This is a genomic window from Brachybacterium muris, assembly GCF_016907455.1.
In the GTDB taxonomy this organism is placed as follows: Bacteria; Actinomycetota; Actinomycetes; order Actinomycetales; family Dermabacteraceae; genus Brachybacterium; species Brachybacterium muris.
The window spans coordinates 862,346-876,385 of sequence record NZ_JAFBCB010000001.1 but is presented as its reverse complement, the minus strand read 5'-3'; the positions used below and the strand labels follow the sequence as shown (position 1 = coordinate 876,385).

General features: G+C 70.9%; 13 protein-coding genes. 2 read left to right on the top strand and 11 right to left on the bottom strand.

Features of this window, described 5'->3' with window-relative positions:
• Position 1: 1 nt before the first annotated feature.
• From JOD52_RS04075 to JOD52_RS04040, 8 genes are all read right to left on the bottom strand, one after another.
• Positions 2-1,531 carry a UDP-N-acetylmuramoyl-L-alanyl-D-glutamate--2,6-diaminopimelate ligase gene (locus JOD52_RS04075; protein WP_239552089.1) on the bottom strand — a complete coding sequence of 510 codons (1,530 nt, stop codon included), beginning with the start codon at positions 1,529-1,531 and terminating at the stop codon, positions 2-4.
• 47 nt (positions 1,532-1,578) lie between these two features.
• A complete protein-coding gene (locus JOD52_RS04070) occupies positions 1,579-3,309 on the bottom strand; it encodes a penicillin-binding transpeptidase domain-containing protein (RefSeq protein WP_259849133.1) in 1,731 nt (576 codons plus the stop codon).
• A gap of 104 nt (positions 3,310-3,413) precedes the next feature.
• On the bottom strand, positions 3,414-3,932 hold the full coding sequence (ftsL, locus tag JOD52_RS04065; RefSeq protein WP_031306959.1) for a cell division protein FtsL: 519 nt from the start codon (positions 3,930-3,932) through the stop codon (positions 3,414-3,416).
• Position 3,933: 1 nt separating this feature from the next.
• Positions 3,934-4,968: a 16S rRNA (cytosine(1402)-N(4))-methyltransferase RsmH gene (gene rsmH, locus JOD52_RS04060; protein WP_204408858.1), complete on the bottom strand. Its 1,035-nt coding sequence runs from the start codon at positions 4,966-4,968 to the stop codon at positions 3,934-3,936.
• A gap of 141 nt (positions 4,969-5,109) precedes the next feature.
• On the bottom strand, positions 5,110-5,541 hold the full coding sequence (mraZ, locus tag JOD52_RS04055) for a division/cell wall cluster transcriptional repressor MraZ (protein WP_017822742.1): 432 nt from the start codon (positions 5,539-5,541) through the stop codon (positions 5,110-5,112).
• A gap of 443 nt (positions 5,542-5,984) precedes the next feature.
• A complete protein-coding gene (locus tag JOD52_RS04050; RefSeq protein WP_017822743.1) occupies positions 5,985-6,404 on the bottom strand; it encodes a DUF3040 domain-containing protein in 420 nt (139 codons plus the stop codon).
• 94 nt (positions 6,405-6,498) lie between these two features.
• Positions 6,499-7,815 (bottom strand): DNA polymerase IV, encoded by a 1,317-nt coding sequence (dinB, locus tag JOD52_RS04045; RefSeq protein WP_017822744.1) that lies wholly within the window; start codon positions 7,813-7,815, stop codon positions 6,499-6,501.
• A gap of 94 nt (positions 7,816-7,909) precedes the next feature.
• Positions 7,910-8,365, bottom strand: coding sequence for an SAV_6107 family HEPN domain-containing protein (locus JOD52_RS04040; protein ID WP_017822745.1), 456 nt, complete (start codon positions 8,363-8,365; stop codon positions 7,910-7,912).
• Between the two features lie 193 nt (positions 8,366-8,558).
• Here JOD52_RS04040 and JOD52_RS04035 point away from each other — a divergent pair, with 193 nt between their 5' ends.
• Positions 8,559-9,392 (top strand): spermidine synthase, encoded by an 834-nt coding sequence (locus JOD52_RS04035; protein WP_017822746.1) that lies wholly within the window; start codon positions 8,559-8,561, stop codon positions 9,390-9,392.
• Between the two features lie 96 nt (positions 9,393-9,488).
• Here JOD52_RS04035 and JOD52_RS04030 read toward each other — a convergent pair whose 3' ends face one another.
• Both JOD52_RS04030 and JOD52_RS04025 read right to left on the bottom strand, forming a co-directional pair.
• On the bottom strand, positions 9,489-9,692 hold the full coding sequence (locus JOD52_RS04030) for a cold-shock protein (RefSeq protein WP_017822747.1): 204 nt from the start codon (positions 9,690-9,692) through the stop codon (positions 9,489-9,491).
• 253 nt (positions 9,693-9,945) lie between these two features.
• Positions 9,946-10,998, bottom strand: coding sequence for a proteasome assembly chaperone family protein (locus JOD52_RS04025; RefSeq protein ID WP_017822748.1), 1,053 nt, complete (start codon positions 10,996-10,998; stop codon positions 9,946-9,948).
• Positions 10,999-11,138: 140 nt separating this feature from the next.
• Here JOD52_RS04025 and JOD52_RS04020 point away from each other — a divergent pair, with 140 nt between their 5' ends.
• Complete coding sequence (locus JOD52_RS04020; protein WP_204408857.1) at positions 11,139-13,397, top strand: ATP-binding domain-containing protein; 2,259 nt, start codon at positions 11,139-11,141, stop codon at positions 13,395-13,397.
• A gap of 112 nt (positions 13,398-13,509) precedes the next feature.
• On the opposite strand, the gene nrdR is transcribed toward JOD52_RS04020, so the two are convergent.
• Complete coding sequence (gene nrdR, locus JOD52_RS04015; RefSeq protein ID WP_031306960.1) at positions 13,510-14,037, bottom strand: transcriptional regulator NrdR; 528 nt, start codon at positions 14,035-14,037, stop codon at positions 13,510-13,512.
• Positions 14,038-14,040 lie beyond the last annotated feature (3 nt).

Below are 14,040 nucleotides of genomic sequence, written 5' to 3'. Positions count from 1 at the left end.
CTCAGTGTCCTCCGTCAGGCTGGGGGTCGCCCGATCCGGGCCGCGCGGCGAGGGCGTCGCGCAGATGGAGGCGATCATCGAACGGATGGACGATACCGCCGATGTCCTGCCCGGTCTCGGCTCCCTTGCCGGAGACGAGGATGGTGTCGCCCACGTCCGCCAGGGAGGCGGCCAGGTCGATGGCGTTCCCGCGGCCGTCCACCACGTGCACCTCGGCGTCCGAGCCCGCGGGGATGCCCTCGCGCACCGCCGCACGGATCGCGGCCGGGTCCTCGGTCCGGGGGTTGTCGTCGGTGATGATCACCACGTCGGCGAGCCGCGCGGCAACCTCTCCCATCACCGGTCGCTTGGCGCGGTCCCGGTCACCGCCGGCGCCCATCACGCAGAGGATCCGGCGGGTGCCCGGGACGGAACGCAGGGTGGTCAGAGCCTGCTCGAGGGCATCCGGGGTGTGGGAGTAGTCCACGATGCCGCGCACGGGAGCCAGCGCCACCGGCTCCATCCGGCCCGGCACGGTGCCGGCGGTGCCGAGAGCGGCGTCCACCTCGGGCCCGGCCACTCCGATGGCCTCCAGCAACAGGGATGCGGCAAGGGTGTTTGCGACATAGTGGCGGCCTGGCAGGGCGGCACGCAGGCGGCGCTGGGCGATCGGACCGTCCGGGCCGACGACGGTAAACACGCTGCCGTAATCGTCCGGGCGGATGTCCACGGCCATGTGATCGGCCTCGACGCCGGGGAGGGTGGCGTAGGTGGTCACGGGCACGGTGGCCTCGCGGGCCAGGCGTCGGCCCCATTCGTCGTCCACGCACACCACGCCGCGACGGGAGTGCTCCGGGGTGAACAGTCGGGACTTGGCCTCGAAGTAGTCCTCCATGGTGGGGTGGAAGTCCAGGTGGTCCTGGGAGAGGTTGGTGAAGCAGGCTACGTCCACCACCACCTCGTCGGCGCGGTGCAGCACCAGGGCGTGGGAGGAGATCTCCATCCCGCACACCTGGACGCCGTCCTCGACCATGCGGGCCAGGAGGCCGTGGAGCTCCGGGGCTTCCGGGGTGGTGCGCACGGTGCCGATCAGGTGCTCGTCCCCGGTGCCGTCGCGGTAGCTGGTGCCACTGGTTCCCACCACACCGCTCGCACGACCCAGCTCCAGCAGCGTGCGGTGGATCATGGTGGTCACGGAGGTCTTGCCGTTGGTGCCCGTGACGCCGATGGTGCTCAGCTGCTCGGCGGGCCTGCCGTAGATGAGGGCGGCGGCGCGGGCGGTGTCACGTCGGGGGTCCTCGACCACCAGTGCGGGCAGGCCGGCTCGTTCGCAGGCGCCGGACCCGGCCCGGTCGGTGAGTGCGAGGACGGCACCGCGGTCGGCGGCCTGCTGCGCGAAGTCCGCGCCGTGGGCGTTGGCCCCGGGCAGAGCGCACCACAGGTCACCGGGTTGCACCCCTCGGGAGTCCAGGGTGACGCCGGTGAGCTGCTGGGCGGCCGCGGACGCCGATACCGTCGCTCCGAGTTCCGAGGCGAGCGCGGCTGCTCCCATCCCGGCTCTGTGGCGGGGACGGGCGGGTTCGGAGGTGCGCCCCTCGGTCACTGGGCGTCTCCCCACTCGTTCTCGAGCTCGCGGGCGGGCTTCCCGGTGGGCGGGATGCCCTGGTGCTGCAGGGTGAAGGTCATCAGCTCGGAGAAGGCGGGAGCAGCGGCCTTACCGCCGGAGATGAAGGAGTTGAGACCGAACACGAACACACCGATCACGATCTCCGGATCGTCCGCCGGGGCGTAGCCGATGAAGGAGGCGGTGTAGGTGCCGTCCGGCACCTGGGCGGTACCGGTCTTGCCCGCCACGGCGTAGCCCGGCACGCTGGCGCCGGAGACGCCGTCCTCGACCGCGTTGTCCATCAGGGAGTTCATGGCATCGGCGGTCTCGGAGGAGACCACCCGGGTGCTCTCCGGCTCGCCGAGGGGGCGCATGGAGCCGTCCTCCTCGCGGGTGCCGGCGACGATGCGGGGCTGTACGCGCACACCGTCATTGGCGAAGGTCCCCACGGCGGAGGTCATCTGCAGGGCGTTGACCGAGTACCCCTGGCCGAACGAGGTGGTGTAGCGGGTACGGCCGACCCACTCCGACGCAGGGTGCACGATGCCGGCGGACTCGCCGGGCAGGCCCACACCGGTGGGCTCCCCCAGTCCGAACGCTTTGAGGTACTCGTAGCGCACCTGCGGCGAGAGCGTCTCGGAGACCTGGACGGTTCCCACGTTGGAGCTGTTCTTCAGCACCCCGGCCAGGGTGAGCTGCTGGTCCGGGTGCGGGCGGGCGTCCTTGATGCGGTGACCCTCCACGGTGGTGGTGTAAGGCACTTCGTACTGCGAGTCCAGGGAGACCGTCCCCTCCTCCAGCGCAGCCGCGAAGGTGAAGACCTTGCCGGTAGAGCCGGGCTCGAAGATGTTGGAGATCGACCGGTTGCCGCGGTTCTCCTCGGGCGCGTCACCCGGGGCGTTCGGATCGTAGGAGGGGTAGTCGGCCAACGCCAGCACCTCTCCGGTACGGGAGTTGAGCACCACGGCGCTGGCACCGGTGGCACCCCAGGTCTCCGCGGCGCTCGCCGCGACCTGCTGCGCCTTCCACTGGAGGTCACGATCGATGGTCAGTGCCAGGTCCTGGCCGTCAACCGCCGGGGTGGTCTCCTGACGACCGGTCGGGATGATCTGCCCCTGTGCACCCCGCTCGTACTGGGTGCGACCGTCGGTGCCGCGCAGCTGTTCGTTATACGTGTACTCGGTGCCGGCAAGAGCCACACCGTCGGCACCGACGAAGCCCAGCACGTTCCCGCCGACGGAGCCGGCCGGGTAGATGCGCTTCGCGACGCGGTCGGCCCCGATCCCGGGGATCCGCAGGGCCAGTGCCGCATCACGCACAGCAGGGTCCACGTTCTTGTCCAGGTACATGAAGCCCCGCTCGCCCGTGAGGGCCTCCTCGGTCTCGGCCACGCTCCATCCCAGCACCGGGGCGAGCTTCTGGGCAGCGGCAGGGACCCCCTTGACCTGGGCCTTCTTCGAGTTCTTGAGGTAGTCGACCACCTGACGCTGATTGACCCACAGGTCGTAGCGCTCCACGGAGCTGGCCAGCACCGTGCCGTTGCGGTCCATGATGTCGCCGCGCAGCGCAGGGATGGTGCGGGTGACGGTGCGCTGCTCGATGGCCTCCTCGGCTCGAGCGCTGGCATCCAGGCCCTGCACCCAGATCAGGCGGCCGGACAGCGCCATCACGGCGATCATGATCAGCGCAAGGAGGAGGCGGTGGCGCACCAGGGGGCTGCCCACGCGGGCGGTGGGTACGCGGAAGGAGCCTCCGGAGCGCGCGTTTCTGCTGCTCCGGGGGCGGTTTGCACTCGTGGTGCGCTTCCGTTTGCGGTCCGCCGCCATCCTCAGGCTCCCTCGTTGCCCATGCCGTGATACACCTGGGGCTGATCGTAGATCTGCGCGGGCGGAACGGCCTGCTCCGCCGGGACCTCGGCGAGTTGGACGGCCGGGGCCGCCGCTTCGGCTCCCACGGTGCCGGAGAGCACTGTGCGGGTGTCCAGGTCGATGTAGGCGGGATCAGAGACGGGCACCATCCCCAGCTCACGTGCCTGTCGCTCCAGTTCCTGCGGGGTGCCCAGGCGCTCGTTGGTGGCTGCGAGGGACTGCTGCTCCTCGGTGAGGCGCTGCGACTGGATCTGCAGGCGGTTGATCTCGTAGCTGGTGTCGGACATCTGGATGTTCAGGTAGAGCAGCGCCGCAAGGGTGGCCACCACGATCGCCGTGCACAGCAGCGTGAACGGCATCGCACTCCCGGCAGCCTTCGGGGCGGCCAGGACCGTCAGGCGCGGGGTGGGCCAGCTGGCAGGGCGGGGATTGCGCAGGGGCCGGACGGCGACCGAGCGGACTGCAGACGTGGAGGCCATGTCACGAGGCTCTTTCGACGGAACGGGTGCGGGTCAGGGCGCGCAGGCGGACGGAGCCCGCACGGGGGTTCAGGTCGCGCTCGGCCTCATCGGCCTGCGCGGCACCGCGCACCAGGGGTGCGAAGGTGGGACGGTGCTCCTCCAGCTCGACCGGGAGGCCGGGAGGCGCGGAGGAGCGGGTGCGACGCGAGAAGGCGGTCTTGACCAGGCGATCCTCACCGGAGTGGTAGGACTCCACCACGATCCGGCCGTCCTGGAGAACGCTGTCGAGGGCCCCCTCGAGGGCCTTGGCCAAGATCCGCAGCTCGTCGTTGACCGCGATGCGGAGCGCCTGGAAGGAGCGCTTGGCGGGGTGACCGCCGCTGGCCTTGGACGCTGCTGGCACGGCACGGTCCAGCAGCGCCACCAGCTCGCTGCTGCGGGTGAGGGGCGCCTGCTCGCGCTGTTCCACGATGCGGCGGGCGATCCGGCGCGCGAAGCGCTCGTCCCCGTACTCGTGGAGGATGCGGGAGATCTCCGCCTCCGGCAGGTCCCGCAGCAGATCGGCAGCGGTGGGGCCGTCGGAGGAGGTGTCCATGCGCATGTCCAGGGGGGCATCGGCCGCGTAGGAGAAGCCGCGCTCGGCGGTGTCGATCTGGAAGCTCGAGACGCCCAGGTCCATCATCACCGCGTCGGCACCGGGCAGGTCCAGCTCGGCGAGGACCTCGGGGATCTCGTCGTAGGTGGCGTGCACCAGGGTGATCCGCTCGGCGAGGCCGGCGCGGGTGAGCCTCTCCCGGGCGAGGTCCAGTGCCAGGGGGTCACGGTCGATGCCCACCAGGCGGGCCTGGGGGGCGGAGGTCAGCACGGCCGCGGCGTGGCCGCCCATGCCGAGGGTCGCATCGACGTAGACGGCACCGGGATGCTGGAGGGCAGGGGTGAGCAGGTCCACCGTCATGTCCAGGAGGACAGGGACGTGGCGGTCCTCGGCGGTGCGCGCGATGCCTTCGATGTCGACGTCGCCGTCGTGCGACCGATGCTGCGGTGTGCGGTCCATGGTGCCCCCTCCCCTGCGGATCGATGTCGGTACGTGATGGCTGCGGGGCCGTCCGGCCAGATTCCCCGTCGTTCCCGACCCGCCACCGGGGAAGTAGCGTCGGGGCGGGAACGACGAGAGGTCTCACGGGACGGAGGTCCGTCAGAACAGGCCCGGGACCACCTCCTCGGCGGTCTGGGCGAAGCCCTCCTCCTTCTGCTCGAGGTAGGTCTCCCACGCGGGGAGGGACCAGATCTCGAGCCGGTCCAGCGCGCCGATGACGGCGCATTCCCGGTCCAGGCCCGCGTAGGAGCGCAGGTGGCCCGGGATGGTGATGCGGCCCTGCTTGTCGGGGATGACGTCCTCCGCGCCGGAGAGCAGCACGCGCAGGTAGTCACGTGTGCGCTGATCGGTGGTGGGCGCCCGACGGGCCTCATCGAGCTTCTGGCGGAACTCGGCGATCGGGTACACCGCGATGCAGTGCTCCTGTCCCCGGGTCATCACCAGTCCCGTGGCGAGCTCGTCACGGAACTTCGCCGGGAAGATCAGGCGCCCCTTCTCGTCAAGCTTGGGCGTGAAGGTGCCGAGGAACATCTCGACCCCCTCTCACCTGCACGGACGCGAAGAGCGGAACCATCTCCTCCCAACGCACTCCACTTTACCCCACTCCGCCCCACAACGCGCTACCCCTGGCCCCCATCTGCGCGACATGGTCTACATCACCGCTGGTCATAGGGGTGGTGCTTGGTGGAGGGAAAACCGTCGACCTGAGTGGCGCGGCCTCTCTCCCGAGGCTCGACCACACTCCCCTGGCACCTCATCGGGGTGCACAGATCCGCCGAGCTCCTGACGTTTCCCCAGGTCAGGGGTGCAGGCCGGGGGCGCGCACTCCGGCACCCCACGTCGGTGGAGGGAAAGGGAGCGCCCAGGTGGAGCGAAAGGGAGGACCCGGGGGATGCAGCGCCGGCAGCGTGCCTCTGCACGAACGAAGAACGCCCCGGCTCGCAGGAGCCGGGGCGTCAGGTATGGGGGGAGGGTCAGAAGCGGGAGTCGTCACCCGAGCGCTTCTCCCAGCGCTCCTCCATCCGCTTCATGAAGTCACCGCCACCCGGAGGCGCAGTGGGGGCGGAGCCCCCAGGGCCACCGGGCCCCCCGGTGCCGCCGGATCCGGGAGCGTCCTCGCTGCCCTCCTTCACGGCGGGTGCCGTGACGGCGTACACGGCGCCGACCAGCATGCCGATGAAGGCGATGACGCCGAGCCATACGGCCGGCAGGGCCACGGCGAGCACCAGCACCAGCAGCCCCAGCACCACTGCACCCAGGCCGATCGCGATGCGGCGGCCGTTACGGCGCGGTGCACCGGTGGGCGAGAAGGCACGCGCAAGGCGAGGATCGTCGGCGAACAGCTGACGTTCCATCTCATCGAGCATCTTCTGCTCGTGTTCCGACAGCGGCATGATCCCGCTCCTTGTCCCCGTGCTTCGCGCCGGTCGGCGCCTCCTGCTCGACCCCGGACGACAGCCGTCGTCGGCGGTCACCCTAGTTTAGGCGTCACCCCTGAAAATGGGAACCTCGGCGCCCATCGGTCCCGGGCCGGCGGCCATCGGTCCCGGGCCGGGACGCCCCGTCGCGACGGACCGACCCCTCGCTTCGCACCGTCTCGTCGTTGCGGAGGGTGGAGCCCCGAGCGAGGCTCGCGGCCCCGAAGCGGTCGCGAGCGCGGTCCATGGCCGTCTCGAGATCCTGCCAGCCGGCCGAACGACCGGTCAGCTCCCTCGGCTCCCCGCCGGGTCCAGCAGCGGCGAGATGGGTGGCCCGCACTCCGGCCAGGCGCACCCGGGGCATCCGTGCACGCTCCCGCTCCCACAGCGCCACCACATGCTCGCGCAGGCGCTCCCCGCTGGAGGTGGGCTGGTCCAGCGTGGCCGAGCGGGTGATCGTGGTGCCGTCCGGGGACCGCAGCTTGAGAACCACCGTGCGGGCCGAGAACCCGGAACGGCGCAACTGGCGGGCCACGTCGTCGGCCATCATCGTGATGCGACGGCGCACCTCCTGCGGGTCGGTGAGGTCCTCGTCCCAGGTGCGCTCGGTGCCCAGGGACTTGTCCCGCACCCGCCGCCCCAGACCCGTGCGGTCCGTGCCGTCGGCCAGGCGCATCACCTGCACGGCCTGCGGGCCGATCGCGCGGGTCAGCGTGGAAGCGGGGATGTCGCGCACGTCGCCCACTGTGCGGACCCCGATGCGCTCCAGCGCTGCCACCGCGGTGGGGCCGATGCCCGAGATCACCGAGACGGGCAGCGGTGCGAGGAAGGCGGCGGTGCGGTCCGCGGGCACGATGAGCATGCCGTCGGGCTTGGCGCGCGCCGAGGCGATCTTCGCGACGGCGCGCGAGACGGACCCACCCACCGAGCTGGGCAGTCCCAGGTCATCACGGATCCGCCTGCGCAGCAGTCCGGCGATCTCCTCGGGTGGGCCGAACAGGCGGCGCGCAGGGCGGGCATCCAGGAATGCCTCGTCCACACTGATCTGCTCGACGTCGGCCACGACGGTGCGCAGCAGGTCCATCACCTGCCGGGAGATCTCTCGGTAGCGCTCCATCCGGCCGGGCACGATCACGAGGTCGGGTGCGAGCCTGCGCGCGGTGGCCATCGGCATGGCCGACCGGATGCCGCGCTCCCGTGCCGGGTAACTGGCTGCGGCGACCACGCCCCGGGCCCCGGCCCCGCCCACCACCACCGGCAGCCCGCGCAAGGAGGGGTCGTCCCTGATCTCCACGGAGGCGAAGAACGCATCCATGTCCAGGTGGAGGATGCCGGGCACCTCGGGATCCTCGGGCACGCCGGCGGCACGGGGAACCTGTGGGTCCATCACTGCCTCCTCCTGCCGTTCGTGCCCGATCAGCGCCCGCCCCCGCCGGACGGCTCGCTGCGGAACTGTACCGGGCCCCGCCGAGACGGTGTGCTCAGCCGGCGAGCGCCACCACCCCCTGCGGCATCCCGTCCAGGAGCTGCTGGGAGACCACGGCCAGGTGCCGCCCGGTGTGCTCGATGTGGCACCGCAGCAGATCCGGGTCCGGAGCAGCCTCAGGGCAGCGCTCGAGGCGGGCCCGCTCGGCGACCAGCGGTGCCATCTGCACGGCGCGCTCCGCCGACTCCCCGCCCAGCCGCTCCAGGGCCGTCCATACGTTCAGCGGCAGACGACGGCGCCGCTCACGGTTCGCCCGCTGGACCAGGACCCCGGCTCCGCGCAGAGCGGCGCGGTGCACCAGCTCGAAGGCCTCGCGGGGGCTGGTACCGGCCGTGCGCTCCCCTTCGGCGAGCAGGGACCGGGCACGTTCCAGCCCCGCGAGGTCCTCGTCGAGATGCGCCATGAGGGTGCGGGCAGAGGTGCGGGGGGCGGGGAGTGCGGGGGCGGTCATCACGACTCCTTCCTGTGCGGGTTGTGCGGGCGGCTGCCTTCGAGATCAAAGGTATGGAAGGGCACTGACGAACGAGGGACGCACCCCGCGCCGGTGGATGCAGCCGCGCTGGGGAGGAACCTGCACCGCGGGCCTGGCCCATGCGAACACCGCCGCGCGGCCACGGGGAGCTCGAGGAACCTAGAGTGGCCCGATGGCCCGTCGTGATCGCACCCGCAGCAGTTCCACCCCGCTCTTCGGGCAGCTGCCCGAGCTCGGTGCCGTACTCCCCATCTCCACGGGCACCGCACGCGTCACCCAGGAGCAGGACGGATCGGTGCTGCTGGAGGTGAACGGGGTCCCCTCCTCCCACCTGCACCCCGAGCCCACCCACCTCGTCTTCGAGTACATGCGGTGGATGCTGCTGGCGATCGACCTCCACCTGGAGCAGTCACCCACCCCGACACCGCAGCTGGCCCACCTGGGAGGCGGGGCGTGCGCCCTCCCCCGGGCCGTCGCCGCTCAGCACCCCGATGCCCGGCAGATCGTGGTGGAGGTCGACTCGCGACTGGCCGAGCAGGTGCGCGACTGGTTCGATCTGCCGCGCTCCCCCCAGCTGCGGATCAGGATCGACGACGCGCTCAGCGCACTCGCCGCCTGGCGGGATGACCGTTTCGACGTCCTGGTGCGGGACGTGTTCGCCGGCAGCCTCACCCCGGAAGCACTGCTGACCGCCGAGACCGCGGCGCATGCCGCCAGGGTGCTGCGAGAGGGCGGGCTCTACCTTGCCAACTGTGCGGCCCCCCCGGGCTCCGGACTCATGGCCGATGAGGTGGCGTCACTGAGCACCGCCTTCGAGCACGTGGCCGTGATCGCCGAGCCGGCGCACCTGTCCGGCAAGCGGCGAGGCAACTGTGTGCTGGTGGCCTCGACGCGGCCTCTGCCCGAGGGGATCGACCGGGCCCTGCGGTCGGATGCGGTATCGGTGCGGCTGGCACGCCCCGACCAGGTCGAGGCACTGCGACGCGCAGGCAGGGTGAGGCACTGAGGGCATCGCCGGTCCGAGCGCGTCCCCCTACGACGACGGACCGGGCAGGAGCTCTCGCCCCTGCCCGGTCCGCTGAAGATCCGGTTCCAGGTCCGGTCAGAGAGGACGGACCTGCTCTGCCTGCGGGCCCTTGTCGCCCTGGGAGACCTCGAACTCGACGCGCTGGCCCTCCTCGAGGGAGCGGTAGCCGTCCATGTCGATCTTGCTGTGGTGGACGAAGACGTCAGCGCCGCCTCCGTCGATCTCGATGAAGCCGTAGCCCTTCTCGGAGTTGAACCACTTGACCGAGCCCTGTGCCATACCTGTCTACTTCCTGTGTCGTCCATCATCGGTCGCCGATGCGACCGTGGTGCCGCGAGAGGCCGTTCCCCGCCGGGGCGGGAGGCATCAGGTGCGCCGTTCGGAGGCCGGGGCCCCCGTGACGGACTGTCCTGCTGGAACTGCATCAACGCAACGCGCCCATTGTGGCACGATCGTGGCCCGGTTCACAGGTCGCACCCATATTAAGGATCACGAAGAGATAACGAACCGGGGCCGGGGAGCCGCTCGGGGTTCACCGGCGTCCCGGGTCCTCCGGGCCGTCCTGGTCCGCGAGGAAGCGCTCGAAATGATCGCCGATCTCATCGGCCGTGGGGAGATCCATGGTGGTCGCCAACGGCGAGCCGTCCTCCTCGCGCATGGCGTCGTACTGCTCCTCCAGCGCCGTGACGATCTGCCGCACCTCGACGTTCTGCTCGAGCGTGCCCTCGAGGGCGGCCGTGGCCGCGTCCGTGAGATCCCCCAGGTCCACCAGCGGAAGCTCCAGCCCGGTGGCATCACTGATCCGACGCAGCAGGGCCAGCGCCCCGGCCGGGAAGTCCGTGCGCGTGAGGTAGTGCGGGATCTGCGCGGCGTACCCCATCGCCGGATGTCCGCTGCGCCCCAGTTCGAACTCCAGCAGCGCGCCGAAGGAGGCGGGCACCACGATCTCGGCACCCTCGTGCCCCTCGGGGCCGTCCTCTTCCTTCTCCGGGAGGGGCTCCGGTGAGCCGCCTGCAGGATGCGAAACGGATCCAGGTGGAGCCTCCCCCGATCCGACCGGGTGGTCCGTCCCGGCGTCGCGCCGGTCCCTGCCGGCACCGGTGAGCAGGGAGGGGTCGTTGGCATGGGCGAACAGCCCGATGGGCCGGGTGTGCGGCACCGCCATCGGGACGGCCTGCATGCCCACCACGCGCTCCACCTCGAAGTACTCGACCAGGTCGATCACCGCTTGGCTGAGACGCTTCCACTGCAGATCAGGCTCTGGCCCGTCCAGGAAGAGGAAGGGGCGGTCCGCTTCGTCGTACATCAGTGTCAGAGAGACCGAGGGGATGTCGACGGAGGTGTAGGAGACGCCGTCGAACACCGCCTGTGGTCGCGAGCCGCGATAGTCCAGCAGCTCGTCGATGTCGAAGGAGACCAGCTTCATGTGCCGCAGCTGATCACGCAGATAGGTGGCGGCGATCCTGCACGCGTTGCCGGCGTCCACCAGGCCCGGCAGGGCGTGGACCAGCATCAGGCCGTCCCGGGGGACGGCCGCCAGCACATCCATGGATTCGAAGCTGTACAGGTCGCGCGGGTCCCGCATCGGCGCCTCCTCAGCTCGTCAACGGCTCCGGTGCAACACGCAACCGGGCCCGTCCACCATAATGGATCACCGTGCTCCTCCGACCCGGTGTCCGAGAGGCGCGGCACGAACGACGAGGCAACCCCAGGGGGACCGGGCACGTGGACGACACTGAGGGGCAGATCGCCCGGGAGATCGCACGGGAGCAGGACTACGCGGACCGGCTGTACGAGCGGCTGGACCAGCAGATCCAGCAGGTGCAGGACAACCTCGAGCAGGTCCAGGCCTCCCAGCACGCATCCACCCACCAGAACCGCTCCGAGCGCGACGCCTTCGCGGCCCTGTACGAGGACCGCCTGGCGCTGCTGCGCTCGGTGAGCCGCAGCGTGGTGTTCGGCAGGCTCGACACCGACGAGGGTGCCCGCCGCTACATCGGCCGCATCGGCCTGTTCACCCCCGAGCGCGAGCAGCTCCTGGTGGACTGGCGCGCCCCCGCCGCCGCCGCCTTCTATCAGGCCACCAGCAACGAGCGCCGCGGGGTGCGCCTCCGCCGCCACCTCATCAGCCGCGGTCGCAGCGTGATCGGCCTTGAGGACGACGTGCTGGACCCCACCGTGCTCGAGGAGAGCGACGACGTGGTCCTCCAGGGCGAGGGGGCCCTACTGGCCGCCGTCTCCGGGCAGCGGACCGGCAGGATGGGGGACATCGTCGCCACCATCCAGGGCGAGCAGGACCGCATCATCCGCTCCGACAACCGCGGTGTCCTGGTGGTCCAGGGCGGCCCCGGCACCGGCAAGACCGCGGTGGCGCTGCACCGAGCCGCCTACCTGCTGTACACCCACCGTCGCCGCCTGGAGCACACGGGCGTGCTGGTCATGGCGCCCACGCAGGGATTCCTGCGGTACATCGAACGGGTGCTCCCCAGCCTCGGCGAGTCCGGCGTGGTGATGCTGACCCCCGGCGAGCTGTTCCCCGGCGTGCAGACCTCGCTGCGCGATGAGGACGACGTGGCCCGGATCAAGGGCGACGCGGCCATGGCCGAACTGCTCTCCCGCGCCGTCAAGCAGCGTCAGCTGATCCCCGATCGCGACGTGCCCCTGCGCATCGACGGCACCGACATCGTGCTGACCCGGGAGGACGTGCGCGCAGCACGACGCGAGGCCCGCGCCTCCCACAAGCCCCACAACGCCGCCCGCGCCGTGTTCGTGCGGGCCGCCGCGAACCGGCTGGCCGATCGCTACGAGAAGGCCCTGCAGAAGTCCGGCCGCACGGTGGTGCCGGAGGACCGCCCCGAGATCATCTCGGACCTCCTGCACCATGCCGACGTGCGCCGGGAGCTGAACCTGGCCTGGCTGCCGTACACGCCCCAGGGGTTCCTTCGGATCCTGTTCGCCCATCCGGAGCGGCTGCGGGCCGCGGCACCCCGATCGCTCGCACGCAGCGTGGACGCCCTGGTGCGACCCAAGGACGCACCGTGGACGGTGGAGGACATCCCCCTGCTGGATGAGGTGGCCGAGATCCTCGGGGACGACTCCGCCCCCGAGGAGGCCCGCGCGAAGGAGCAGGCTATGCGGCGGGAGGCAGATGTCTCCTACGCCCGCGCCGTGCTGGAGAACATCGACACCTCCGGGATCATCCGGGCCGAGGACCTGGCCGAGCACGTGGGGCGCATCCGTGACGGCCGCACCCTCGCCGAGCGGGCCGCCACCGAGCGCAGCTGGACCTACGGGCACGTGGTCGTGGACGAGGCCCAGGAGCACTCCGCCATGAGCTGGAGGGCCCTGATGCGCCGGTGCCCCACCAAGTCCTTCACCGTGGTGGGCGACGTGGCGCAGACCTCCTCCGCCGCCGGCCCTGGATCGTGGGAGGCAGCGCTTTCGCCCCACGTGCAGGACCGGCTGCAGGTGGAGCACCTGACCGTCAACTACCGCACGCCCCGCCGCATCATGGATCGCGCTGCGGCGATGGCCCACGCCCACGACCTGCCCATCACCGAGGTGAGCTCGGTGAGGGAAGGCGAGAGGGACCCGCTGATCGAGCACACCGAGGAGTCGGCACTGGCGTCGGTCACGGCCGCATCGGTGAAGGACCTGGCAGCCGAGGGTGTGGGCCGGATCGCGGTGATCGTGGCCGAGCACCGGCTCGGTGCCGTGCTCGGCGAGCTGCACCAGGTGGAGGGGCTGCCCGCCGTGGGCACCGGCTCCGCCGGCGTGGACGACGAGATCGCGGTGATGACCGCGCAGGACGCGAAGGGTCTCGAGTTCGACGCGGTGGTCGTGGTGGAGCCCGCCGAACTGGTGGAGGACCACGGCGCCGGCGACCTGTACGTGGCGATGACGCGCCCCACCCAGCACCTGGGCGTGGTGCACGCCCGCGACCTGCCGGCCGGGATCGCCCCTAAGGAGCAGACCGTCGCGTAGCCGGAAAAGCGATCAGCGGCCGTGGCTTCCCCTCCACGACCGCTGATCTGGGTGCGCTGCGTGAGCGCACGAGGTGTATCTTACGCACTCCCGCGGTGTGCTTCGTACTTTCTCAGACGTTCGGATTCCCGGCAGGCTCACCGGCTTCTGACTCCGCGTCCGCGCCGGCGGCGGAACGGTCGGAGGATCCATCACCGGACTCCTCGCGCAGGCGCGTGATCGCCGCTTCGAAATCGACCAGGGAGTCGAAGGACTGGTAGACGCTGGCGAAGCGCATGTATGCCACCAGATCCAGTTCCTGCAGCGGCTGGAGGATCGCCAGACCCACATCGTGGGCATCGATCTCGGCCTGTCCGCTGGAGCGGATATCCTCCTCGACCCGCTGCGCGAGCATGGCCAGCTGGTCGTCGGTGACCGGCCTGCCCTGGCACGCCTTGCGCACCCCGGAGATCACCTTGGCCCTGCTGAAGGGCTCACTCACACCCGAGCGCTTGAGCACGGAGAGGGACGCGGTCTCCGCCGTGGAGAATCGCCGCCCGCACTCGGGGCACTGGCGGCGGCGACGGATCGTCGCCCCGTCATCGGACGTGCGGGAGTCCACGACACGGGAGTCGGGATGGCGGCAGAAGGGACAGTGCACCCA